Genomic DNA, 24,190 nt, shown 5'->3' with positions numbered 1-24,190 from the left:
TTCGGGGCGGTGGTGAGAATATGTCCCAATGTAGCGGTCCGGGGGCGCTCCCCGGGGCCGGATCCGGGGCGGGGGAGGCCGGGTCCCGCGGTGCCCGCCCGGCCGGTGCGCTCCGGCTCAGCCGGTGAGCACGTTGAGCAGGGACAGGTCCGTGTTGTAGACCGCGATGTCGCCCGTTCCCGTCCGCAGGCCCGCCACCCGCGAACCGTCCACCGACAGGGCCATGGGGAACACGCTCGGCAGGTCCGGGCCCAGGGCCACCTCGGTCGCCGCGCCGTACTCCCACGCGACCATGTCGCCGGCGCCGTCGGCGGGGTCCAGGCGGGCCGCGAACACCCGGCCGCTCGCGGCGCTGTAGGCGACGTCCACCAGGACTCCCCCGTCGGACTCGGGGACGTACTCGCGTACGACCTCGCCGGTCCCAGGATCCACCAGGAGCACCCTGCCGGAACGGATGAGCAGCACTCCGGAGCCGTCCGGAAGGAGGTCGAACGCGTCCGCGCCCACACCCGCGCGGTCCAGGACCAGGCCCGCCGGGGAGGAGGAGCCGGTGTTCCACACGGTGACACCGCCGCCGTCCTCGCCTCCCGCCACCACGCCGCCGTCGAGCGAGTACCGGATCGAGCCGAGCGTGGCGGAGCCGTACAGCCGGTCCTCCAGCTCCCAGGTCCCGGTGTCGTACAGGTGCAGGAGCCGGCCGTCGGGGTCGCTCTGCACGCCCACCGCGAGCGAGGAGCCGTCCGGGGTGAAGGTGGCGGACCGTACGGCCCGCTCCTCGCCGACGGTCCTCCTCCCGCCGGTCGCCAGGTCGACGACGACGGCTCCGTGCAGGCTGCCGTAGGCGAGCAGGCACCCGTCGGGGCTGAAGGCCGCGGGAGTCGGCGGCACGGCGGAGGACTCGTGGTCGATCCGGGCGAGGGCCCGCGACTCCTGCCAGTCCCACAGGGTCACCGTGTCGATCTGGGAGACGGCCAGGACGGAGCCGTCCGGGGAGAAGGACATCCTGAGGGGGACGTCGCCGGAGAAGGCGACCTGGGGCTCGTCCGGCGGCGCGAGGCGGTCGGGGACGGTCCGGGCGGACACGGTGCAGTCCCCGGCGCCGGTGTCCGCCGTTCCCACCGGGACACGGGGAGGGACGGTGAAGGCGTACAGCCCCGCGCCCGCGAGGAGGACCACCACGCCGGCGAGGGCGGCCGTGCGCAGCAGGGCGCGGCGTCCCCGCCGGAGCCGCGAGCCGGCGGCGGACGCGCCGGGGCCGTTCGGTACGCCGCCGGAGCCGGGGCGGGCGCTGGGACGGAAGCCCCGGGGTCCGATGGGCTCGCCGGGGTTGAGGGGGCGCATGGGTCCTCTGAGGTGGTTCAGGGGGTGATCGAGGACGGCCCGCCGGGGTTCGGGCCGGTGCGTGTACCCGGAGATGTGTCAGCAGTCACCGTAACCCGTGGACGCGCCGAATGGGGCACGACTTCAGGCGGTTCGGAGGTGTTGTGTGCCCGTCTGTGGGGATGTGGTGCCATAGGTCGGAAGATCTGTTCCGACGGGTGCCTGCCCTCCCACCGGTTCCGCGTCGGACGGAGGCCTCGCCGGAGGGGCATGGCGTGGGAAGCCCGCGTCGGACGGGGCCCGTGGCGTGAGGGCCCGTGAGTCGGACCGTCTTGGAGCAGTGCGAGGGGACCGGATGCGCGGGTGCCGCCGGTCGTGGGGAGGGCCGCGCCGTCCGTGCGGGGTGCGCGGGCGCCGCGCGTACGCGGGTGCTGCCGGTGCGCGGGAGTCGGTGCCAGGCGCCTGGGGCGGGGGCGTCCACGGGGACGCCGGGTGCGGGAACGGGCTTCTCCCGTCGCCGGTACGGATCCCGGACTCAGGGCCGGCGAACGCGGGCGGGAGCCGTCGCCGGTGCCGTGGGGTCACGTGGGGCCGGCCCGGAGGCGGCGGGAGGCCAGGGCACCGGAAGGGTGTCAGGCGGCGACGGTGTGGCTGATGACGGAGCCGTGTCCGTACACCGGCTCCGGGCCCCGGGCGAAGGGGTTGAGGAGCTCGGCCGCGCCGACGGGGTCGCTCGCGGGGTGGGAGACGGGGCCGCCGTGGAACAGGTCGTTCCAGAAGAACTGGCCGTCGCGGCACCAGACGTTGACATCGCGCTGGACCGAGACGACGGCCAGTTCGGAGGTACCCGACCAGTAGAACTGGCGGGGCGTCAGGGAGGCGAGTTCCCTCAGCAGTGCCGTGATCGCGCGCTCGGCGCAGAAGGAGTGGCGAGGCTTGTGCTTGATTCGCCTGGCGAGGGCCGACTTCGCCCGGGAGGCCCGGGGATTGTTCAGGCGCCAGTGACTCAAGGTCGTCTCCATTGGTCTAGGTTGCCGCGGTGGTGACTGTGCCGCATGTGCGGCCACGTCGCCGCGGTTCGAGGTGCGCCGCCAGTTGGCGGGTTCCCTCCACAAAGTTGGTGAGGCCCGAACGGTGTCGTTACCTCGCAGTTATTCTTTGCGCTCCGGATGCTAGCAGCAACTGACCCCCGGTAGTCGAGGCTTCCTGAAGTGACCAATATCACATTTAACGAAACCGTATCAACTGCACCTCACAGAGAACCCGCAGGTCAGAGCGCATATTCCGATCGTGGATTCGGCTGGTGGGGGTGAGGGAAAACGTGTCCGCTTGCACTCGGGATGTCGTGTGTCTCACCCGGTTTGGCGACTCTTGGCTCGATGGGTGTCGCTCTCTGTGACTTTGTGCAGGTTACGCGCCCTTGACCCGTTCAAACACAGGCTTTGCCGGGTCCGTGTCCGCGTGTGCCACGGGTGTTCCGTCTGGTTTTGCCCTCCCTTTCACCCCGGTGTATGAGGCGGTCGGCCACGTGGAGGACACTGGAGAGGTCGTACGAAACGGAGAGAAGTCGCCCAGTGGCACAGACCGAAACATCCGGTGACAGGACTACCGCGTCCGGGGGATCCGCTCCCGCCGAGCCCGTGGGCGGTGCCCGCGCCTGGCTCGTGTGGGCCGTCGCCGTGGGCGGGTACTTCCTGGCGATGCTGCACCGCAACGGCCTCGGCGTGGCCGCCCTGGAGGCCCAGGCGCGCTTCGAGGTCGGCCCCGCGCTGCTGTCCCTCCTGCCGATGCTGCAACTCCTGGTGTACGTGCTCCTCCAGGTGCCCGCCGGGCTGCTCGCCGACCGGCTCGGCCCGCGCTACACGCTCGTGATGGGCATGGCGGCGATGACGGTCGGGTCGTGCCTGTTCGCACTGGCCCCCGGCATCGAGGTGGCGGTGGCCGGACGGTTCCTCATCGGCCTCGGTGACGCCCTGGTGTTCCTCAACGTCATCCGGCTGGCCGCCCTGTGGTTCCCGCGTGCGCGCTACGCCCTCATCAGCGGGCTCACCGGCGTGGTCGGCGGAACCGGCCAGGTGGCCAGCGCCGCGCCACTGGCATGGGCCCTGGGCGGGATCGGCTGGGTGGCCGCGTTCCTGGCCACCACGGCCCTGACCGCGCTGATGGCCCTCCTGATGCTGGTGGTCGTGCGCGACCGGCCGGCCGGAGCGGCGGGGCGGTCCACGGTCGCCGACCCGATCCCGGTGTGGGCCGCGCTCAAGGAGGCGCTGCGCACACGCGGACCGCTGATCGGCATGGCCCACCACGCGGCCGTCATGGCGCCGTTCACGATGATGATGGTGCTGTGGGGCTACCCGTTCCTCGTGGGCGGCCTGGGGCTCGCCGAGGGCACGGCCGCCCTCACCCTCACGGCGCTGGCCGCGGGCGGGCTGTGGCTGGCCCCGGTCGCGGGCATCGTGATCGGCCGCCACCCCGGCGTGCGCCGGGGGCTGGCCCTGACCCTGGGGACGGTGCTCAGCCTGGGCTGGCTGCTGCTGGTGGCGTGGCCCGGCGGAGCCCCCGTGGCCCTGGGGCTGACGGTGATGGCGGCCAGCGCTCTGGGGCAGACCCTGGCGCCGACGATCTCCTTCGACTTCGCGCGCGACGGCATCCCCGCGAGCCGGACCGGGGTCGCCTCCGGCCTGGTGAACATGAGCGGCTTCACCACCGCCGTGGTGTGCACCGTGGCGGCCGGTGTGGTCCTGCAGGCGCTGCCGGACGAGCCGCAGTCCTACCAGCTGGCGTTCGTGCCGATGTGCGTGACCACGGCGTGCGCGACCGCGGTGCTGTACTTCTTCATCCTGCGCCGCTCCCGAGGCTAGGTCGTGTTTTTTGCATCATTTTCGGGCTCGCGTCCACCAGGCTGCCTCTCGCTGCGCCTCTGCGCTCGTGAAGCACGACCAGGCTGAACTTCGCACCTCGTCTTGCGAGAGATTGTCCGGGCGGCCGCTCGCTGATCCGAAAGCCTTCTAAAAAACACTCCCTAGCTCCCCGGACCCCGCAAGCCCCCTTGTGCCCTCTCCGGCCGCGTGGGACTTTCTCCGTATGAGGTGGAGTCCGGAGCAGGCGAGGGAGAGGTTCGCGAGGAGCCGCGTCGCCAGGCTTGCCACGGTGGACGACGGGCGGCCCCACCTGGTGCCCGTGGTGTTCGCGGCCTACGGTGACACGGTCGCGATCCCCGTGGACCACAAGCCCAAGACCACGTACAGGCTCAAGCGGGTGCGCAACATCGAGGGGGAGCCCCGGGTGTCGCTGCTCGCCGACGAGTACAGCGAGGACTGGGACCGGTTGTGGTGGGCCCGGGCGGACGGCGAGGCGCTGGTCCAGCACTCGGGCCCGGCCTGGAGCGAGGCCCGGGAGCGGCTCGCCGAACGGTACTCCCAGTACCGTGCCGAGCCGCCCGGGGAGGCGATCATCCTGGTCGAGGTCCACCGCTGGTCGGGGTGGTCCTCCCAGGGGGAGGCCGACCGGCCGGAGCGCTGACCCGGGACGTGCGGGCCGCGACCGACGCGGACGGCCCGAGCGGTCACCCCGCGCGCCAGGTGGCGTCCTGGAGCGCACCTCCGGCCTGCGGGCCCATCAGCGACAGGCCCCCGTCCACGAACAGCGACGCACCGGTGACGTAGGACGCCTCCGGCCTGGAGAGGAAGGCCACGGCCCCGGCCACCTCGTAGGCGTGCCCCGGCCGGGACACCGGATATCCGGCGCGCGAGTCCAGCGCGGGTTCCTCCTCGTGCTGGCCGGTCATGGGGGTGGCGATCTCGCCCGGCGCCACCGCGTTCACGGTGATGCCGTACAGCCCCAGTTCCAGGGCCAGGACGCGGGTGAGGAGCTTGGCCCCGCCCTTGGCGGCGCAGTAGGCGCCCGCGGTCACCCGGGGGTACTCCTCGTGGACGCTGGTGATGTTGACGATGCGGCCGCCGCGTCCGGCGTCGCGCATGTGCCTGGCCGCGATCTGCGAGCAGAGGAAGGGGCCGTCCAGGTCCACGGACAGGACCTCGCGCCAGCGTTCGTAGTCCGTCTCCAGCAGGGGCTCCCCGGAGCCGGTGCCCGCGTTGTTGACCAGCACGCCCACGCCCCCGAGGTCCTCGATCAGCTCGGTGACGGCCTGCGAGCCCCGCACGGGATCGGTGAGGTCGTGCCGGCGGACCGACACCCGGCGGCCGAGTTCGCGGATCTCGGCCTCGGTCCGGCTGACGCCCTCCTCGTCCTGGTGGAAGGTCACGCCGACGTCGAAGCCCTCCTGGGCGAGGCGGATCGCGGTCGCCCGGCCGATCCCGCTGTCCGCGCCGGTCACCAGCGCCACACGGTCGTAGTCGTCGAAGGCGTGTGCGCCCTCGACGCGGTCGTCGTTGGGTCGTGACATGCCTGTACCCCCTTCCGTGCGCCTTCCGGCGGCGCATGTGCTCGGGTGTGCGGCTACCCAGGGCGACCCCCCGTACACGTGGGTCCGGCGCCCTCCGGCGCCGCTCGGGGCGGCCGCGTCGGAAAACCGGTCGACCTGGGCCGAGGGGGCCGTAGGGTCTGCCCGTGACGAGAATCGACGGCCTGCTCGCGGCCCATGACGAGCAGACACGGGTCCCGCCCCCGCACCTCCCGGCCGGGGTCCGGGTCGAACGCGACGGCCCGGTGACGTGCCTGGTCGGCCGGCGCCGGGGACTCGTCTTCACGCCGCCCGACACGGGGGCGCGCGGAGAGGAGCTGGACCGGCTGATCGCCCGGCAGCGCGACCGCTTCGCCGCGCGGGGTGAAGCGGTGGAGTGGAAGACGTACGGGCACGACCTGCCCGGGGACCTGCCCGAGCGGCTCCGCGCGGCGGGGTTCGTACCGGAGGAGCGCGAGACCGTCATGATCGGCCGGACCGGCGCGGTCGCCGCCTCGGATCCACCCGCCGGCGTCGTCCTGCGCAGGGTGGAGGAGGACGCGGGACTGCGCGGGATCGCCGGCATGCAGTCGCGGGTGTGGGGCCGGGACTGGGGCTGGCTGGCCGGTGAACTCGCCGCCCGCATCGCCGCCGATCCGGACGGCACGGTCGTCATGGCGGCCGAGGCCGACGGCGAGGTGGTCTCCGCCGCGTGGCTGGAGATGCGGGAGGGGACGGAGTTCGCGGGGCTGTGGGGCGGTTCGACACTGCCGGAATGGCGGGGGAAGGGGATCTACCGCGCGCTGGTGGCCGCACGCGCGCGCATCGCCGCCGCCCGCGGCGTCCGCTACCTCCAGGTGGACGCCTCCGACGACAGCGCGCCCGTTCTGCGCCGCCTGGGCTTCGAGGCGGTGACCACCACGACCCCCTACGTCTGGACCCCGCCGGGCGCCTGAGCGCATGGTGGTGTCATCGGATGTGGACGGAAGGTGCGCGCATGGCCGACGTTCTGGTTCGCCACGTGCCCGACGGTGTCGTGGCCGCGATCGACGCGGACGCGAGAAGGCAGGGCCTGTCCCGGAGCGAGTACCTGAGGCGTGTGCTTGAACGCACGGCTCGGTTCCGTGGCGGTTCGGTGACGGTCGAGGACCTGTCCCGCTTCGCCGGGACCTTCGCGGACCTCGCTGATCCCTGTGCCATGGAAGAGGCCTGGGAAAGCCCTGGCTGACCGAGGGGTCCGCACGGAAGGGTTCTCGGCCCGTGTGGTCACGGAAGGCGTGCTGGGTGTTCCGACGCTGCCCGGGCGCCTGAGCGCGGTCACGGCCGGTCCTGCCGCGTCGTGAACCCGCCGGAGCCGTCGGAGACGACCGTGTGGACCTCGTCGAAGCCGTCAGCCCGGCTGGGGCGGCGCAGGAGCTTCCTCGTGGCGTACACACCCACGTCGGGAACCCGGTGCCGTCCCCGCCTCGCCGCGTTGCGCTCCAGGGTGAGCGGCAGGTCCGGGGGGAACCAGTAGCCGACCACCCGCGCACCGTGCTCCCGGGCGGCCTCGATGAGCGGCCGCCACTCCTCGGGGGAGGGGTTGGTGTTGTCGACGGCCACGTTGAGCCCCGCGCCCAGCGCCTCGTGCACCATGCGCATCTGACGTCGCTGGGGCCTGCGGGCGTTGGGGAAGTCGTCCTTGCTGACGTGCAGGTGGGTGGCCGCGAGGCGGGCGCGGTAGAAGGTGGTCTTGCCCGACGCCTGCAGCCCCACGAAGAGCGCCATCTCCGGACGGTCCATCCCCCCATTGTCGGGTCCCGGCGCCCTGGCGGGCCGCACATGTGAAACGGGCGGGGCGGCCCGGAGGCCGTCCCGCCCGTCGTGGGACCCGGTGTGCCCTAGAAGGCGGACTCGGGAACGTCCATCAGGTCCAGGGTGACGCCCTCGGCGACGCGGCGCTCGGCGGCGATGCGGGGCAGGAACTGCTCGGTGAAGAAGCGCGCGGCGGCGATCTTGCCGGTGTAGAAGTCCTTGTCCTCGCCGGTGGCGCCGTCGAGGCTGTTCAGGGCCACCTCGGCCTGGCGCAGCAGCAGCCAGGACAGGACGACGTCACCGAAGGCCATGAGCAGGCGGGTGGAGTTCAGGCCCACCTTGTACAGCTCGCGCTTGTCCTCGGCGGAGCCCATCGCGTGGCCGACCATGAGCTCGACGATCTTCTCGGCGTTCTCGGTCGCCTCGAGGAGCAGCGTGCGCTCCTCCTTGAGCTGGCCGTTGCCCGCGTCGCTCTGCGCGAAGGCCTTGATCTCACCGGCCAGCTTGCCCAGCGCCTGGCCGCCGTTCTTCACGATCTTGCGGAAGAAGAAGTCCTGGGCCTGGATGGCGGTGGTGCCCTCGTAGAGGGTGTCGATCTTGGCGTCGCGGATGTACTGCTCGATCGGGTACTCCTGCAGGAACCCGGAGCCGCCCAGGGTCTGGAGGGACTCGGCGAGCAGCGCGTAGGAGCGCTCGGAGCCCACGCCCTTGACGATCGGCAGGAGGAGGTCGTTCATCGCCTCCAGCTCCGTGACGTCCTGGCCCGCGTGGTGGGCCATCTGGATCTCGTCCTGCTGGGTGGCGGTGTACAGGACCAGGGCGCGCATGGCCTCCACGTAGGACTTCTGCGTCATGAGGCTGCGGCGCACGTCCGGGTGGTGGGTGATGGTCACCTTGGGGGAGTTCTTGTCCCCGGCCAGGTCGTTGCCCTGCACGCGCTCCTTGGCGTACTCCAGGGCGTTGAGGTAGCCGGTGGACAGGGTGGCGATCGCCTTCGTCCCGACCATCATGCGCGCGTACTCGATGATGAGGAACATCTGGCGGATGCCGTCGTGCTTGTCACCCACGAGGTAGCCGATGGCGGGGTGCTTGTCGCCGAAGGTCAGCTCGCAGGTGGTGGAGGCCTTGAGGCCCATCTTGTGCTCGACGTTGGTCACGTAGGCGCCGTTGCGCTCACCGAGGGAGCCGTCCTCGTTGACCAGGAACTTGGGCACCAGGTAGAGGGAGAGGCCCTTGGTGCCGGGGCCCGCGCCCTCGGGGCGCGCGAGCACCAGGTGGAAGATGTTCTCGGTCATGTCCTGCTCGGCCGAGGTGATGAAGCGCTTCACGCCCTCGATGTGCCAGGTGCCGTCGCCCTGGTCGACGGCCTTGGTGCGGCCCGCGCCGACGTCCGAGCCCGCGTCCGGCTCGGTCAGGACCATGGTGGCGCCCCAGCCGCGCTCGATGGCGAGCTTGGCGAACTCCTTCTGCTTCTCGTTGCCCTCGGCGTAGAGGATGCTCGCGAAGCCGGGACCGGCCGAGTACATGTGGACGGCGGGGTTGGAGCCGAGGATCAGCTCCGCGGCGGACCAGACCAGGGAGCGGGGGGCACCGAGGCCGCCGAGCTCCTGGGGGAGGTCGAGGTTGTACCAGCCGGCGTCCATGTAGGCCTGGTAGGACTTCTTCAGGCTCTCGGGGATGGCGACGGTGCTCGTCTTGGGGTCGAAGACCGGGGGGTTGCGGTCCGCGTCCTCGAAGGACTCGGCGACGACACCGGTGGCGAGGCGGTTGACCTCGTCCAGGATCGTGCGGGCGGTCTCCTCGTCGAGTTCCTCGAAGGGGCCCTGGCCCAGTACGTCCTGGCGCTTGAAGACCTCGAAGAGGTTGAACTCGATGTCGCGCAGGTTGCTCTTGTAATGCGTCATGGACAGCTCCGCTGTGTCCCGGCCGCGGTGTCTGTACACGCGGATCTACCGACTAGTAACAAGCCAATGTTACTACCGAGTAGCCACGTGCGCCAGTGGGTGCAGGCACTTGTGTCCCAGGGGATACGAAAGGGTGGCGAAGCTCTCTTGGGCTGAGAAGGGGGTATATACGGGACATCCTATGGAAGCGCTCCCAAAGCGGGAGGTGAAGGGTGGTCGGGGGCGGGGGAGACGGCCCGCCGCACGCCACCCCCGGCTTCCGCCGCTGGAGGGCGGGCCGATCGTCGGCAGAGGCGGTCGGCCTCCTGCGGAGGGGCGGGCTCCCGTTCCCTCCGGAAGGAGAGCCCGCCTCGGTGTGCTCGGTCTCCCCCGACCGGGCACCTGGTTCAGACGGTTGCGCTGGTGAAGACGTAGGGGCGCGGATCGGGTGGGGCCGCGCCCGCCTCCACGTCGAAGGTGGCCCAGACGTGGGTGCCCAGATCCGCCCAGGGCGCGAGCCGGAAGTGGCCCCACCGCCTGGACAGGTTCTCGACCAGGAGCAGGCCGCGCTGGCCCTCGGCCCGGCTCCACTCGTCCTCCGTCCGTTCGTCCGGGACGGCCGGGACCCCACCGCCTCCACCGCAGTCGCTCACCGAGAACCGGAGGGTCCCGGCGTCCGGCATCGACAGCGCGCGGACGACCTCGCCGTCCCGCCCGCCCGAGTCGGTGTACTCGACGGAGTTGGCGAAGAGCCCGCTCGCGCACAGCCGCACGGTCTCGACGAGGTTCCCGTCGAAACCGGCCAGGTCCCTCGAGAGGTCGGCGCGGACCCGCGCGAGCTGGGCGAGGCTTCCGGGATAGACGCGGTGCTCCCACAGGACGAGGGGACGCGCGGCCTTGGGCGCGGTCAGGAAGGTCATGCCGGGACCACCTGCCGGTGGTGCCGCTGCGTCCGCCGTTCCTGCTGGTCGAGCCATACGCGGGTGAGGCGGGTGAACGTACGCCAGTCCTCGGGGTCCTCGCAGGCGGGCGACGGGGCGCGCGGGGCGGGTACGGGAACGGGTTCGGTCGCGAGGAGGTCGCCGCAGGGCGGGATGTTCCCACCGGTCCAGCGGCCCGGGCGGGTGGTCGCCGCGGTCCGGACGCGCGCGGGTTCGCGCTCCCGGGCCTGGTAGTAGGGGCGGACCAGGGCGGTGTCGTCGGCGGGGAACCGCTCACTCGGCGGAGCCGGACGGGCCGCGGGGACGGGAGAGGGCAGCTTCGGGCGCTCGGGGGCCCGGTCGGTCCGCGCGGGAGGTGCGGCGGCCTCGACCGGGGCGGGAACCGGGACGTAGCGGCGGACCCGGGTGGAGCGGCGGCGACGGCCGACGACGCGGGAGTGGCGTCCGCAGGGGGAGGAGAAGAGGGCCTTGACCATGCCGAGGGCACGGATCAGGGCCGCAGCGCTAAACTTGCGCATGCTGGCAATTTCCTGTTCTTAAAGGTGTGAAGGTTGCTGGCCACGACCCCGGGCGGAGCTAACCGTCGCGGGGTCACTGTGTGGATGGAGTTGTGGGACCGCTGCCAGATTAGAGCAGGGTCGGAGCGGATGCGAACCTTTCTGCGAGTTACTCCGGAGTAATCTCGTGAGTTCGGCATCGTTGCAGGTCAGAGTGTAAGAGAAAGGGCCCTTGATTCCTTTTCTGTTCTGCCCTAATGATCCCCGATGTCAGAATTGACGTCATTTGTTCAAGGCATGCAGTGTCATGTGAGGACAGGGAAAAGGAAGGCGCCCCGTGGGGAAGTACCGCCCTTGTGGGACCGGTGGTCGGACGTGGTTCCCGAGGGTGTCCACGGGCACGGTCCGCTCGGTGGCCGCGAACGCCAGGCGCCCCCGCTCCCGGTTCCGCGCGTCCCGTACGGCGGTGGCGGGGGTGCGCCGGCGTGACGCTTCTGTGTCAAGCGGCAGGCTGATAAGCCTCGTCGGTCTGCCGCCTGACCTGCTGATCTTGTACCTATAGCGAGTTTGGGCGCCCGAACTCGCTATAGGTACAAGACCAACGGGCGTGGAACCTCCTGCTCCACACCCGCGACGGTTACGGCCAGCCCACCAGACGGCCAGACGCAGTACTGCTGTATCCCGCCCCGGGAGTCCTCTCCCGGGACTGTCGTGCCCTGTTTGTGCTCCTGCCGCCCGCCTGCCCGGTGGGCACAGTGCGATGGTGCGGGAGCAGGAGGCGTGGGGAGACGCCGATCCGGCGCTTTCCGGGTGCCGCGGCAGGGCCGCGGCCCCGGACACGCCGTGCTCCGGACACCTACGCCGGCGAGGGCTCCGAGCCCACCGGCAGCAGCGTCAGCGCCATCCGGTCCACGCCGTCCAGGTGCAGCCGGGCGTTCACCGCGTCGTCGGCGAACCCCGACACCACCAGGCTCCGCAGCCCCAGCGCCGCCGCGCACAGGGACAGGTTCTGCGCCACGTGCCCGGCCTCCTGCAGGAGCAGGCGCAGAGCGCGCTGGCCGTACCCCTCGCGCAGCCTTCCCAGATCCCCCACCAGCACCAGCAGTGCTCCCACCGTGTCCGCCACGGCCCCCGGGCGGCCGTCGGCCGACGCCCGCAGGAACGGGGACAGCTCCGCCAGGCCGTCGGCGGCCGCGGCGCCGTCCGCCCGGAGCAGGTCGTGCTCCCCGGCGCGGTAGCGGTAGGCGCCCGGCTCCAGGCCCTCCACGTTCCGGGCGACCACCCACACCTGCGTGGCGTAGGCCGCGCCCGGGCTCGGGTGGTTGCGCGGCGGCCGGTGGCGGCCGGGCTCGTCGGAGCGGGCACGGCTGATCCCGGCGGCGTGTCCCAGGAGGGAGGACAGGTCCGCCAGGGGCAGGCGGGAGCCGTAGTCGCCGTGCGCGCTGTACCGGTGGGCCAGCACGTCGCCGACCGGGGCGGTCAGCGGACCGGGAGCGGGCAGGTCCACCACCGGAAGGCCCGTGCGGGAGGGGGCGGCGGCCGGGGAGAGCTCCTCCTCGTGCGGTACCGGCCGTGGCAGGTGCTCGCCGCCGATGGTCGCCGTCCGGTACTTGCTCGCCTCCGCGTACGCCCGGTCGGGCGAGGCCACCCCGGGTGCGAAGAAGTCCCCCGCCGGCTCCCACCGCGGATAGGCCAGCGACAGGAGCCAGGCGATACGGCGCTCGTCGTCGATGTCCAGGCCGATGCGGTTGTGGTGCATGTGCAGCAGAGACCACACGATGCGGGTGAGGTCGTTGGTGAGCGGCCGCTCCGCGTGCAGGCGGCGCAGCTTCACCACGGTCTCGCTGAGAGCGCGGTGCCACAGGTGGTGGGTGGAGGAGCCCTCGGTGGAGACCAGGCGCTCCAGCCGCGCACGGCGCTGGAGCCAGCGCGAGGGCGAGGAGTGGAAGAGGTGCTCGGCCTCCTCGCGGGCGCGGCCGTCCCCCCGGGCGACCTCGGCGGAGTAGTCCCAGGCGGCGTGGTAGCCGCGGGCCTGGCGGACGGCCTCCACGTCGGAGAACCCGAGCACGGAGAAGGCCAGCGACGTCAGGTCGGCGGCCACCGCCTGGCGCTGGTGCGGCCTCGGCGCGGAGCGCAGGACGGCGAGCGCGATGGCGGAGCTGACGCAGAAGAAGTCCTCGCACACCTCCAGTGCCCCGGGGCCGCCGTAGCGCGCGGTCTCGGGTTCGTAGACGGCCCCGACCACGTCGCCGTCACCGTGCCAGCGGTCGGGGTCGGCCTGCGGCAGGTTCGCGTAGTAGGCGGCGCTGTCCAGGGCGACCGCGTCGTCGGCGGTCTCCGCGGCGGCGGCGCGCATGTGCCCGGAGAACGCGTCGACGGCGTCGGTGTCCGCGTCCAGGAAGCGCACCCGCAGGTGGGGGCCGCCGTCCCAGTACCGCAGGAAGAACCACGCCTTGGCGCTGCCCCGCGCCACCAGTTCCTCCGCGCGCGGCGCCAGGTGGTCCAGCAGGAAGGCGTCGATGCGGTCGCGGTCGCGGTGGAGGTGGACGTACACGGCCGACCAGGTACGGGTCATGGGGGATCTTCCTTGGTGCCGGGGCGCGGTCCCCGTTCGGGGGGCGTGGGCGGGTTCGGGGGCGGGGGTCAGGGGGAGGCGTCGACGGGGAGGTCCATGTAGGAACCGCGTTCGGCGCGCACCCACAGCTGGTAGGCGGGGGTCTGGTCGGGATCGAGCCCGAGTACGGCCGCCCAGTCGGCCTCCTGGTAGTTGCGCATGGGACGGGCGCACAGCCCGGTGGCGGCGGCGCCGAGGCAGCCCCACTGGGCGGTCCAGCCGAGGAGGGTGTGCAGGACGGTCTGGGCGTGGTCGCCGTGGGCGCGCGCCCACGGGTGGAAGTCCACGGTGAGCGTGTAGCCGAGGGAGGAGGAGAAGTTGGTCTCCCCGGTGCGCGGCACGGTCCGGGAGGGGAGCGCGGTGCCGTCGGGCGCGAGTTCACCGGCGGCGCGGTCGTCCACGCGGTCCGCCACGAGGACCTTCCGGTACAGGCGGAGCGCGTCGGGGGCGGGGGCGGCCTCCCGGGCGGCGCCGAGGGCGGCCGCGAGGGCGGCGGTGACGCCCGCCCCCTCCTCGGGGCGGACGTGGGCGCTGGTGACCAGGTTGGCGGTGGACACGCCGCTGGTGCGGTCGTCGAGCCAGCGGCGCAGCGTGGTGCCCGTCGGGGCGGAGGCGGCGGCGACCCGGGACAGCGCCTCGGCCGACACCTCCGGGGCGGTGCCCGTACCGGCCCCGCCCGCCCCCGTGAGCACCTCCCGCTCCGGGGCCCCGGCCGGTTCCGCGGTCTCCACGGTGACGGTGCCGCAGGGGGAGAAGCCGTCGGGCCCGGGGACACCGGTGGGCCCGAAGCGGGTACGGGGGCGCAGCCCGGCGCGTTCCAGGGCCAGACCGAGCGCCGCCAGCAGGTGGCCGCCCTCCAGGAGGGCGAGCGAGGGACGCAGCCGCCCGTACTCGGGCGGGTAGCGATGGTGGTCCACCGCCACCACCAGGTGTGCGTCGGCGAGGTCCTCGGGATCCTCCGGCGCGGGCATCCCGTCCCAGGGCTGCAGCGCGTGCGACTGCGGGTCCACGCGCAGGCACCGGGGCCCGGGCCCCTCGCGGACCACGAACAGGTCGGCGCCGAAGAGCCCGCGCGGGGACGGGTAGGCGCGGTGCACCGGATAGCGGTCGGCGGCCGAGATCCGGCGCACCCGCACCGCCTCCACGCACGCGGCGAGCAGGCGCTGCGCCCGGGACCAGGTGCCGCCGAGCGGGGGCCCGGCGGCGTCCGTGCCCCGCAGCGGGCCCAGGGCGGGCAGGCGCGGGCGCGCCTGCCCGGGCACGGGCCGGGCCAGGCCGTTGGACAGGTCAGGTCCGAAGAACAGGGTCCGGACCGGGGAGACGTCCTTGTCGTGTGACTGGCCGTGGAACCCGGCCAGGACCCGGGAGCCGGGCGCGGGAGCGTGGGAACCGGCCGCGGGAACGCGGGAGCCGGTCACGGGAAGGGGTGCGGGACCGGGTGGACCTGGCCGTGTCGTTCCCATGGGACTCCTCCCTCGAACAGCGTGGAAGCGCGGGTCAGCCGCTCCAGGGAGCGGGTACGGCGGTGGGTGTGGCCGAAGGTCATCGGCAGGGCTCCGGGGACGATCACCTTCACCGAGCGGACCCCGGCGGCGTCCGTGTACGGGGCGCTGCTCTGGTCCACCACGACCACGTCCAGCCCGAGCGCGTGCACGGCGTCGAGGCGCTCGCGGAGCAGGGCGGTGAGGTCGGCCCCGGCGAAGGAGGAGGGGCGGCCCGCGGCGAACACCTCCGCCGGGACGGTGGCGGTCGGGGACTCCAGGAACTCCCAGTGCTGACGCGACTCCCACAGCCCGTGCATCCCGGTGTGGTCCTCCAGCGTCCTCACCAGGGTGAAGTCCTCCAGCATGGGGCGGCAGCGCTCCACGTCGACCGACGCGCGCATCCGCACCCACTTGGGGTACATGAGCGCGTTGGTGGCGGTCTCCTCCACCGCCGCCATGACCGCGCGCCGGGGGTCGAGGTGGGTGCCGGTGGCCAGGCTCAGCGCGGGGGCCAGCCCCGAGCGCACCGCCTCCTCGGGGGCGGTGACCACCGCCAGCGCCGTGGGGATCCCCAGGTCGGAGGTGAGGTCGAGCAGCCGCAGGCGCAGGCCGCGCTCGTCCAGCAGGTCGGTCAGGTGGGCGAGGCCGGGGTCCGCCTCGATCTCGCGCAGCCGCGTGCGCGAGTACCAGGCGAGCAGGAACGCGTCGCGCTCCACCACCTCGAACAGTCCGTAGAGGACGGCCTCCTCCAGGGTCCCGCCGACCGCGCAGCCGTTGGACGACTCGTACAGGAAGCGGGTGCCCTCGGCGCCCGCGTGCCAGTACGCGACGTGCTCGGGCACCAGGATCCGGCGGCGCTCCAGGGTGGACCAGCCCCAGACCCAGGAGGTGGGGACGTCGGGCGAGTAGGGGACCAGGTCGAAGGCCGGGTGCCCGTACCACTCGGGCTCGTGCAGGCCGAGCCGCTCGGGGTCGAGGGCGTCGTCGGCGAGGTCGGCGTAGCTGCCGAGCACCGTGGGCGCGCCGTTGTGCCGGTGGCCGCCGGTGACGCGTTCGACGCCTTCGAGGAAGGCGGGGACCTCGCTGTCGGAGAACCGGGTGGAGCGCCCGTAGCCGCCCTCGCGCCTGGTGTGGCCGGGGGCGACGGTCTCGCAGGTCATGAGGGACAGCGGCGACTCCTCGTCCCGGTAGATGTGCGCGGCGGGCCCGAAGCGGAAGTCCAGGAGCCGGTCCCGCAGGCCGGCGCGGTCCATGGAGCGCGTGCGCAGGACGTCGCCGACGACCGGCCTCGGGGTCCGCAGGTCCAGGCCGCCGGGCACGGCGAGCCCGGCGCCCCCGGGGAAGCAGTGCGGGCAACCCGGGTGCGGGACGAGGCGGTGCCGGGTGACCCCGCCGGTGCGGCAGTCCAGGGCGACCAGTGCCAACCGCAGGTCCTCGGGGTCGCGCACCGCGGCGTCGGCCAGACCGGCGAAGGCCTCCGCCCACAGGGGGAGGAGCTCGGGGACGGACCGGTCGGGGGCGGTGTCGCCCTCCACGTCCCGGCGCCAGAGCCCGGCGCACCGCGCGCAGCCCGTGGAGGCGTCGGGGGTCCACGGGCCGACGACCGCGAGCGCGCCGCTCATCGCCAGGTGCAGCACGCCCCCGCCCACGCGGAGGGTGCGGGGCTCGGCCAGCGTCGCCCCCGCGGGGGACGGGACCCGGGCGCGGCCGTGCACGTCCCGATGGTCCCGCTGGTCACTTACGTCCCGGGAGTCCTGCTGGTCCTGGTGGTCCCACCCGTCCCGGCGGTCCTGTCCGTCTCCTCGGGCCTGCTGGTCACGCACGTCCTGCCGGTCTCCCCGGTTCCGTGTGGTCAGGTCCATGAGGCCACCGCCGCGTACACGCCGCGCTCCGCCCAGGCGCCGGCCCCGCCGGGCGCGTACACCCGCACCAGGCCGGTCTCGCGCGCCCACCGCGCCAGGGAGGCGGTCACCGCCCCGGTCCTCGTCGCGGTCGCGGACACGGTGGCCCCGGGCGCGCCCCCGTCCCGGGAGGACTGGACGCGGGCGACGGCGCGGAGCAGGGCCTCGACCGTCGCGGCGTCGGCGTCGGGCGCGGCGCTGACTCCCATGGCCTCCCCGTCGGGGCCGAGAACGGCGACCCGCCACAGGCCGGTGCCGTCCAGTTCCTGGTGGCGCAGGCGCGCCCCGACCCCGAAGCGCAGTGTCAGCGCGGCCCACAGCCTGCGGGCGGACGCCGGCATCGGTTCCGGCGGGTCCACGTCCTTCCAGCGGTCGCGGGCGCGTACCACCAGGTCGCCGACGGCCTCGCCGACCGCCGCCACCGGGGTCAGACCCAGACCGAGACCGACGGAGTCCTCATTCCGGGCGTGGCCACGCTCCTCCGGAGTGTCCTCGCCACCGCGGGCGGTCGTGTGCGGGGGCGGCTCCGGTCCGAGGTCGACGGGATCCGCGGGCTCCGCCGCGGGAGTCCGCTCCCCGGCATCATCGACCCGGCCATGAGCGCCGGTTCCCGCTTCGCGACCGGCCCCGCCGGGCCAGGCGACGGCGTGCAGCGCGGTGAGCAGCGCGTCCAGCCGTGCCGACGCGGTGGTGGTACCCGCGCCGAGGAAGGGGGAGCGCTCCACGCGGGCCAGGCCCACGGGCAGCTGCTCCAGGTCGTCCGGCCGGGGCTCGCCGACCGGGCCGAACACCCGGTCCCACAGGTGCGCCACCGCGTCCAGCTGGTCGGGCACCTCCTCCGGGGGCGCGGCTCCCCCGGGCGGGGGCGCCTCGGTACCGGGGTCCAGGGCGGGCAGGGCGACGAACGGGTGCGGCTCGCTGACCAGTTCGTCCGTGGTCACCATGAACTCCGGATCGCCCGGGGGCTCCGTCCCGTCCACGCTCCGGGCCACCTGCGCCACCAGGGCCAGCGCCAGCTGGGCGGCCACCAGGGAGCGGGTGACCGCCAGCGCGGGGTTCTCCTCGTCCACCCCGGCGGCGCCGTCCGCCCCGGAGGACGCACCCTCCCCCGAGGCCCCGGGAGCCGCGAACCAGGCCCGCACGCGCTCCACCAGCCCGGGGCCGCCGGGCGCGTTGCGCGGACCCGACACCCACACCCCGCGTCCGGTGTCGACCAGGTGCAGCGCCTCCTCCCTCCCGGGCACGGAGAGCCTGGTGGTCAGCAGCGCACCGGTGCCGGGTCCGGTGTCGGCGTGCACCTCGCGGAAACCGGCGCGACCCAGGGCACGGCGCACCTCGGCTTCGAGCAGCGGGCAGGACGACCGGACCCGGACGGTGCTCTCCGCGAGCGCGCGCAGCGCCGCGTACGGCCGCGCGGTCAGCGACTCCACGTGCGGGTAGGCGGCCAGCTCGGTCTCCGACAGCCCGTGCTCCTCCTCCACCTCCCGCAGGAAGCCGTGCTCCTCCAGCTGGTCCAGGACGCCCTCCAGGAACGGTCTGCCCCCGGCCGGGAAGCGCTCGGTCAGGGCCTGCCGGGTGAACCCGGCGCGCAGCGCGGGCTCCAGGGCACGCCACACGGTGTCGGCCCGGGCGCCCCGGACCACGACGGCGGTCGCGCCCATGCTCAGGGCGACCCCCTCCTCGGCGAGGGAGCGGGCGCGGACCGCGCTCTTCAGCCGGCGTACGTCGGTGTGCTCAGGCATCGCCCACCCACGGCAGGGTCGGCTTCAGCCCGGGGTCGCTGCTCTGGTGGTCGACCACGCGGCGCACGGTCTCCTCCCAGGTCTCACCCACCACCTCCTGGGCGGCCTCGGTGAACAGGTACGCGATCGAGTAGCGCTGGATCGGCGAGACCCCCATCAGCGGAAGCAGGTCGAAGAAGCAGTTGATGACGAAGCGGAAGGCCGCGAACCCGTACCCGTCGCCCAGCCGGGTGAAGTCCAGCTTGCGGAACTCCCGGTGGAAGTCGCTGTAGGAGCGCTCGTCCGAGCCGCTCCACCGGATCCGCGTGTCCTCGCCGAAGCGGGACGCCGTGTCCAGCCGGTCCGGGTGCGGGAACGGCAGGATGTGCTCCCCGCGTGCCAGCTCCACCGCCTCGGGCAGCCAGCGTCGCGTCCACTCCAGCCAGGACAGCGCGGACGGGTCGTCCGTGGTGCCCTCGTGGACCGCGCGCAGCGTCTCCACCAGGCCCTCCTGCTGCGCCAGGTAGGACTCGGCGAGCCGCGCCTGCGCCCTCCCGTCGGGGTCCGACCAGTGGAAGTACTCCTTCCAGTGCGACAGGAACGCCTGGTAGCCGGAGCGCAGTCCCCACTCGGGGTACTGGGAGGCGATCGCGCCCATCCCCGCGAACACGTGGGCGGTCGCCGTCCGGCCGTCGGCCCGCCCGCCGACCTGGTCGGCCACCCGGGAGATCCCGTCGGTCAGCACCCGGCCCTTGAGCTCGACCGCCTCGCGTCCGCGCAGGAACGTGTCCACCGGGTCGCCCTCCAGCCGCCGGACCGAGTTGTCCGGCTCCAGCGGCGTGTAGGGCGGCTCCACCAGCTCCAGGCGGCCCATCCTCGCGGAGAAGGCCGCGTACTGGTCGGGGTCGATCACGCGCGTGGACGGCTCACGGTCCAGGAAGCCCCGCACGCGGGACTCCGCGTCGCGCAGCGCGGTGTCCACCGCCCCGGCGTCACCGTCCGCGTAGAGCACGCAGTGCGGACCCAGCCGCCAGTGCAGGTGGAGCCAGGCGGCGGTGATCCCCTCCCTCCGTGCGGTCTCCAGGGCCGTCGGCACCAGGCACTCGCCCAGCAACGCGGCCTTGTCGTTGTCGTAGTAGGTCACTCGGAGTCCGACGGTCAAGGCACCAGCCTCACTTCGCCTGGGGGAACGGGCATCGGAGGGACGGGGGAGGGCACGGTGGACAGTTCGAGGAACACCTCCGTGGCGTGCCGGCCGCGCGGCCCGCTCAGGCCGCCCTCCGACGGGCACGGCAGGAGCTCCTCCGCGAACAGGGTCGGGCCCAGGTGGGCCAGCCGCTTCGCGGCGGTCGCCGTGTGCAGCCTGCTCAGGAAGTCCACGTGCTGGGGTTTGGGCGCCATCGCCCGCTCCATCGGACCCATCCGCGAGCCCTGGAGCGGTCGGACGAACACCTGGTCGGGCATGCCGCGCAGGGTCCGCTCGACGTTGACCCGCCGGTGCAGCTCCTCCGGGCCCTCCCCGGGGCGGGCGGCCAGCAGGTCGGCGTCCAGGGCCCAGCGGCGGCGGAACAGCAGCACGTCGCCGAAGGAGATCCGCGGGGCACCGACCGGCGTCCGGCGGTCGGCGCGGCCCTCCTCCCAGCGTTCGTGCAGGTCGATGACGGTGTCGCTGAACGAGAAGAACGGCGAGTCGGCGAGCATCGCCACGAGCATCTCGTCGTAGGGCAGCGCGTGCGGCACCAGGAAGCCGGTGTAGACCGGGTCGATCTCCCGGGAGCCGCGCACCAGCCTCAGCCCGCGCGGGGTGTGCACGAGGTGGAGCTCGCCGGTGGAGGGCCCGTCGGCCAGGACCGGCTCGTCGCGCAGCGCCAGCTCCTCGGGGGCGAGCAGCGGCGACAGGTTGGCGTTGAACCCCAGCGCGGACCGCATGTGCACGGTGTCCGCGTCCGGCGGACCCAGGCGGCGGACATGCGCCGCCACCCGGTCGCGCACGCCGTCCGGCAGCGCGGACAGGAACCGGCTGAAGTAGCGCGCCCGCCCGCCGTACAGGTGGTTGAGGACGAGCCTGCCCCGGTCCGGCTGCCCGAACACGGCGAAGGAGCGCCGCGCGGTGAACTCCCGCTCGGGCAGGAGCGCGGCGACCTCGTCCACCACGGCCGGGTCCACCTCGACCTCCTCGGCGTCCTGCCGGGCCAGGTCGTTGAGGTGGCCGACCGCGCGCCGCCGGGCGGCCAGCAGCCGGGACAGGTCCTCGTCCGCGTCCTCGGTGCGGCCCGCCATCAGGCGCTGGGTCATGGGGAAGGCCGCGCGGGCGTGCCCGGCGAACTCGTCCAGGTCGGTGCACCGTCCGCCCCGGCCGTAGCGGTCCACGAACACGCTCTCCAGCGCGCCCGCCAGCACCCGCTGGTCGTCCAGGGCGAACAGCAGCGGCATGAGCCCGCGCAGGTCGTCGGACCACGTGCGGGTCCACTCGCGTGGGACCGGTGCGCCGCGCGAGACGTGGCAGTCCTCCACGAGGGGCGAGGAGGCCGTGTCACCGGAGGCCTCCCGGGTCCCGGCGCCGCTCCCGTCCCCGTGGCCGTCCGGGTCCGCGGAGGCCGCCGGGTCCACCGCGGCCGACCACAGGCGCTGCAGGTGCAGCACGGAGCGCGCCCGTTCCTTGCCCGTCGCCTCCCCGAAGCCGCCGAGCACGTCCCGGGTGGCCTCGAAGGCCGCCGCCACCCGCGCGGCGGCCGCACCCGGGAGGCTCCGGGCCAGCTCGTGCCAGTGCCGCACGAAGTCCGGGGACTGCTCGGCGGCCGGTGCCCACGGCACCAGCACACCCGCCCCGATCAGCTTGTCCAGCACGGCCAGGGCCGCGGAGGGCTCCTGTCCCAGGTCCGCCGCGAGGCCGTCGCGCAGCCCGGACAGGAGCACCGGCCGCGCGGCACGGCGTTCGAGCACCGCCACCAGGTGCTTCCACGCGCCCGAGAGCGGGACGCGCACCTCCTCCTCGCCGAAGGCCTCCGCGCGCAGTCCGGGCGCGGGCGGCACCCACCGGCGGCGGCGCACCAGCAGCCGGTCGCCCTCGCGCCGGGCCCCGCCGGTGAACACCCACTCCATGCCCAGGCGGGCCTCCGGGTCGGCGGCCAGCACGCGTCCCGCCTGCCGGGCCAGCAGGCGGCGCAGGTCGGCTTCGGTGGTGAACCTCAAAGGCTCGCCGTCGCGCGCGGCCGACGACGGCTGTTCCACGTCGTCGAAGTGCACGCCCGTGTAGAGCGAGTAGGGGCTGACCTTCACCGTGGACCGCGAGTGGTAGCGCACCAGGGACGGCTCGGCCTTGCGCATCCGCTTGTCGGGCGGGCCGTCGGCGGCCGCGCGCGCCGCCACCGCCCGGTGCAGGTCCGGGCTGGACATCGCCGTGCTGCGGTCGGTGAGCGGGTCGCGTGCCCACGCCGCGAGCACGCCGCGCTCGTCGGCCAGGGCGGGCCCGTGCGCGGCGTCGAGCTCCTCCGCGGCGGCGCGCGTGCGCTCCCAGCTGCGGACCCACTCGCCGAGCGCGCCGATCCGCCGTGTGACCGGATGGCCGGCCAGCGACGCCCGGGGCGGGCGCCGGTTGTACACGTCGCGCTTGGCGGCCAGCGCCGCCCTCCGGTGCTCCTCGTCCCCGATCTCCGGGGCGGCGTCGTGCAGGGCGTCGAGCAGCCGCCGGCGGATCCGTTCCCGGTGCTCCTCCTCCTCGGCGAGGGCGCGCACCAGCTCGCGGTCCGCGTCCACGGCCGCGCCGCGCAGCGGCAGGTAGGGGTACAGGTTCACACGGGAGACCAGATAGGGGCCCTCCACGCAGTCGAACTCAGGAAGACTCAACCCTCGCCCTCCGACCCCTTGCGCCGGGCCGACCCGAACCCGCGCGGCTCGCGCTCGGAGGCCCAGCGGAACCAGCGCAGGGCCGCCACCGTGCCCAGCAGGGACCAGGCGAGCAGCAGCCCCACCGCCGACCAGTCCCACACGGGGCCGGACTCGGCCAGGGCACCCTGGATGAGGACGGTCAGGGGGCGGCCGGGCAGCAGGTCCACGACCGCTCCGACGGTGTCGCCCAGCGGCAGGATGACGAACCCGCCCGCGAGGAAGGCCGCGGGGAAGAAGATGCCGTTGACCATCGGCACGGCGGCGTCGGCGTTGGGCGGCAGCAGCGACGCGGCCGCGCCCAGCGGGGCCATGCACACGAAGCCGAGCAGCAGCGCGGCGAGCAGTTGCGGCACACGCGCCGGGTCGATGGTCACGCCCATGCCGAGCAGGCCGATCGCGGTGACGACCGCCAGCACGATCACCGCCGTGAGCAGGGTGTTCACCAGGTAGGCGCCCATCACCGTCGCCGGGCTGACCGGGGTGGTGCGGAAGCGCTTGAACAGGCCGTGGTGGCGGCGGATGGCCAGGCCGATGGCCACGTTGGCGAAGGCCACCGACATCAGGGCGAAGCCGAGGATGCCGCCGTAGCTCAGGTTGGCCTGGGTGATCTCGTGGTCGCCGACCACGCGGACCGCGTCGGCCTGGGAGCGGAACGCGAGTCCGAAGCCGACGTAGAACATCACCGGCATCAGGACGATGAACGCCAGGGTGATGGGGGAGCGCCAGAACTCCTTCAGCTCCCCGTCCACGTGGAGGAGGAAGCTGCTGGGACGGCGCCTGGGGCGCACGGTCTCGATGGTGCTCATTCGGTCCTTCCCGTCTCCAGCATCGCGATGTAGGCGTCGTCGAGACTGGGCGGAACGATCGTCAGTCCGCTGATCTCGGTCCTCTCCCGCTCGGCCCACTCCTGGACCTCGCGCACGACGGCGTCCTGGTCCTCGGTCCGGATGCGCACCCGCCCGTTGACGATCGCGGCGCCCTCCGGCAGGCGTTCGGACGCGACGCCGGGGTCGGCGAACTCCACCACCGTGAAGGCCGAGGAACCGCGGACCAGGTCCTCGGGGCTGCCCGACGCGATGAACTCGCCGTCGCGGATGACGTCCACCCGGTCGGCGAGCTCCTGGACCTCGGTGAGGTCGTGCGAGGTCAGGACCACGGTGGTGCCGCTGTCGCGCAGCCCGGAGACGAGGCCGCGGATGCGGCGGCGCGACACCGGGTCCAGGCCGGTGGTCGGCTCGTCCAGGAAGAGCAGCTCGGGGCGGCCGGTGAGGGCCAGGGCCAGGTCCAGGCGGCGGCGCATGCCGTCGGAGAGGGACTTGACCAGGGCGGAGCGCTTCTCCGCGAGGTCGACCTGGTCGAGGACCTCGTCGATGTCGAGCGGATCGGGGTAGTAGGAGGCGTGGCGGCGCAGGATGTCGCGCACCGACATGCCGGGCTCCAGCATGGTCTGCTGGAGGACGACGCTCATGCGCCTGCGGAGCTGCGCGAAGTCGCGGCGGCTGCCCGGGTCGAGCCCCAGCACGGACAACCGTCCCGAGGTGCGCCCCCGGTGGCCCTCCAGGATCTCGATCAGCGTCGTCTTGCCCGCTCCGTTGGGGCCGAGCAGCGCGGCGATCTGCCCGGTGGGCACCTGGTAGGAGATGCCGTGGAGCACCTCCCCCTTCCCGTAGTCCTTGGTGATGTCGGTGGCTTGGATGGCGTGCACGTGCGGCCCTCGTGGTTCGTCGGGGTGAAGCGTGAGGAGG

General features: G+C 73.5%; 19 protein-coding genes. 4 read left to right on the top strand and 15 right to left on the bottom strand.

The window, feature by feature from the left end; genetic code table 11:
* Nucleotides 1-117 precede the first annotated feature (117 nt).
* Together A6A08_RS24055 and A6A08_RS24050 are read right to left on the bottom strand one after the other, a co-directional pair.
* Complete coding sequence (locus A6A08_RS24055) at nt 118-1,341, bottom strand: WD40 repeat domain-containing protein (protein ID WP_242422850.1); 1,224 nt, start codon at nt 1,339-1,341, stop codon at nt 118-120.
* 611 nt (nt 1,342-1,952) lie between these two features.
* Nucleotides 1,953-2,330 (bottom strand): hypothetical protein, encoded by a 378-nt coding sequence (locus tag A6A08_RS24050; RefSeq protein WP_073704908.1) that lies wholly within the window; start codon nt 2,328-2,330, stop codon nt 1,953-1,955.
* Between the two features lie 564 nt (nt 2,331-2,894).
* Between A6A08_RS24050 and A6A08_RS24045 the strand changes: the two genes are divergently transcribed.
* Together A6A08_RS24045 and A6A08_RS24040 are read left to right on the top strand one after the other, a co-directional pair.
* Nucleotides 2,895-4,181: a nitrate/nitrite transporter gene (locus A6A08_RS24045; protein ID WP_073704907.1), complete on the top strand. Its 1,287-nt coding sequence runs from the start codon at nt 2,895-2,897 to the stop codon at nt 4,179-4,181.
* A 223-nt stretch (nt 4,182-4,404) separates the two neighbouring features.
* Nucleotides 4,405-4,842, top strand: coding sequence for a TIGR03668 family PPOX class F420-dependent oxidoreductase (locus tag A6A08_RS24040; RefSeq protein ID WP_073704906.1), 438 nt, complete (start codon nt 4,405-4,407; stop codon nt 4,840-4,842).
* Between the two features lie 43 nt (nt 4,843-4,885).
* Here A6A08_RS24040 and A6A08_RS24035 read toward each other — a convergent pair whose 3' ends face one another.
* Nucleotides 4,886-5,725, bottom strand: coding sequence for an SDR family oxidoreductase (locus A6A08_RS24035; protein WP_073704905.1), 840 nt, complete (start codon nt 5,723-5,725; stop codon nt 4,886-4,888).
* Between the two features lie 164 nt (nt 5,726-5,889).
* Here A6A08_RS24035 and A6A08_RS24030 point away from each other — a divergent pair, with 164 nt between their 5' ends.
* Nucleotides 5,890-6,678 (top strand): GNAT family N-acetyltransferase, encoded by a 789-nt coding sequence (locus tag A6A08_RS24030; protein WP_073704904.1) that lies wholly within the window; start codon nt 5,890-5,892, stop codon nt 6,676-6,678.
* Between the two features lie 41 nt (nt 6,679-6,719).
* Nucleotides 6,720-6,950, top strand: a complete 231-nt coding sequence (locus tag A6A08_RS24025) for a ribbon-helix-helix domain-containing protein (RefSeq protein WP_073704903.1) — start codon at nt 6,720-6,722, stop codon at nt 6,948-6,950.
* Nucleotides 6,951-7,039: 89 nt separating this feature from the next.
* Here the strand turns inward: A6A08_RS24025 and A6A08_RS24020 are convergent, their stop codons facing one another.
* From A6A08_RS24020 to A6A08_RS23965, 12 genes are all read right to left on the bottom strand, one after another.
* Nucleotides 7,040-7,504 carry an ATP-binding protein gene (locus tag A6A08_RS24020; RefSeq protein ID WP_073704902.1) on the bottom strand — a complete coding sequence of 155 codons (465 nt, stop codon included), beginning with the start codon at nt 7,502-7,504 and terminating at the stop codon, nt 7,040-7,042.
* 98 nt (nt 7,505-7,602) lie between these two features.
* Nucleotides 7,603-9,420, bottom strand: a complete 1,818-nt coding sequence (locus tag A6A08_RS24015; protein WP_073704901.1) for an acyl-CoA dehydrogenase — start codon at nt 9,418-9,420, stop codon at nt 7,603-7,605.
* Nucleotides 9,421-9,806: 386 nt separating this feature from the next.
* On the bottom strand, nt 9,807-10,319 hold the full coding sequence (locus tag A6A08_RS24010; RefSeq protein WP_073704900.1) for an ATP-binding protein: 513 nt from the start codon (nt 10,317-10,319) through the stop codon (nt 9,807-9,809).
* Nucleotides 10,316-10,858 (bottom strand): hypothetical protein, encoded by a 543-nt coding sequence (locus A6A08_RS28330; protein ID WP_073704899.1) that lies wholly within the window; start codon nt 10,856-10,858, stop codon nt 10,316-10,318. The genes A6A08_RS24010 and A6A08_RS28330 overlap by 4 nt, the downstream gene beginning before the upstream one ends.
* Before the next feature lie 835 nt (nt 10,859-11,693).
* Nucleotides 11,694-13,412: a thiopeptide-type bacteriocin biosynthesis protein gene (locus tag A6A08_RS24000; RefSeq protein ID WP_073704898.1), complete on the bottom strand. Its 1,719-nt coding sequence runs from the start codon at nt 13,410-13,412 to the stop codon at nt 11,694-11,696.
* A gap of 68 nt (nt 13,413-13,480) precedes the next feature.
* Nucleotides 13,481-14,869 (bottom strand): hypothetical protein, encoded by a 1,389-nt coding sequence (locus A6A08_RS23995; RefSeq protein ID WP_338013139.1) that lies wholly within the window; start codon nt 14,867-14,869, stop codon nt 13,481-13,483.
* Entirely contained in the window at nt 14,866-16,797 is a 1,932-nt protein-coding gene (locus A6A08_RS23990; protein WP_083609252.1) for a TOMM precursor leader peptide-binding protein, read from the bottom strand. The genes A6A08_RS23995 and A6A08_RS23990 overlap by 4 nt, the downstream gene beginning before the upstream one ends.
* Nucleotides 16,788-18,578: a hypothetical protein gene (locus tag A6A08_RS23985; RefSeq protein ID WP_073704896.1), complete on the bottom strand. Its 1,791-nt coding sequence runs from the start codon at nt 18,576-18,578 to the stop codon at nt 16,788-16,790. Before A6A08_RS23985 ends, A6A08_RS23990 begins: the two co-directional genes overlap by 10 nt.
* Nucleotides 18,571-19,719, bottom strand: a complete 1,149-nt coding sequence (locus tag A6A08_RS23980; protein WP_073704895.1) for a lantibiotic dehydratase C-terminal domain-containing protein — start codon at nt 19,717-19,719, stop codon at nt 18,571-18,573. Before A6A08_RS23980 ends, A6A08_RS23985 begins: the two co-directional genes overlap by 8 nt.
* Nucleotides 19,716-22,403 carry a lantibiotic dehydratase gene (locus A6A08_RS23975; RefSeq protein ID WP_073704894.1) on the bottom strand — a complete coding sequence of 896 codons (2,688 nt, stop codon included), beginning with the start codon at nt 22,401-22,403 and terminating at the stop codon, nt 19,716-19,718. Before A6A08_RS23975 ends, A6A08_RS23980 begins: the two co-directional genes overlap by 4 nt.
* The gene (locus A6A08_RS23970; protein ID WP_073704893.1) at nt 22,400-23,251 is read right to left on the bottom strand and encodes an ABC transporter permease; all 852 of its coding nucleotides are present in this window, start codon (nt 23,249-23,251) and stop codon (nt 22,400-22,402) included. The genes A6A08_RS23975 and A6A08_RS23970 overlap by 4 nt, the downstream gene beginning before the upstream one ends.
* Nucleotides 23,248-24,150: an ABC transporter ATP-binding protein gene (locus tag A6A08_RS23965; protein WP_073704892.1), complete on the bottom strand. Its 903-nt coding sequence runs from the start codon at nt 24,148-24,150 to the stop codon at nt 23,248-23,250. Before A6A08_RS23965 ends, A6A08_RS23970 begins: the two co-directional genes overlap by 4 nt.
* Between the last annotated feature and the right edge of the window lie 40 nt (nt 24,151-24,190).

Source organism: Nocardiopsis sp. TSRI0078, assembly GCF_001905145.1.
In the GTDB taxonomy this organism is placed as follows: Bacteria; Actinomycetota; Actinomycetes; order Streptosporangiales; family Streptosporangiaceae; genus Nocardiopsis.
The sequence above is the reverse complement of the archived record's forward strand: the minus strand, read 5'-3'. Positions and strand labels throughout refer to the sequence as shown.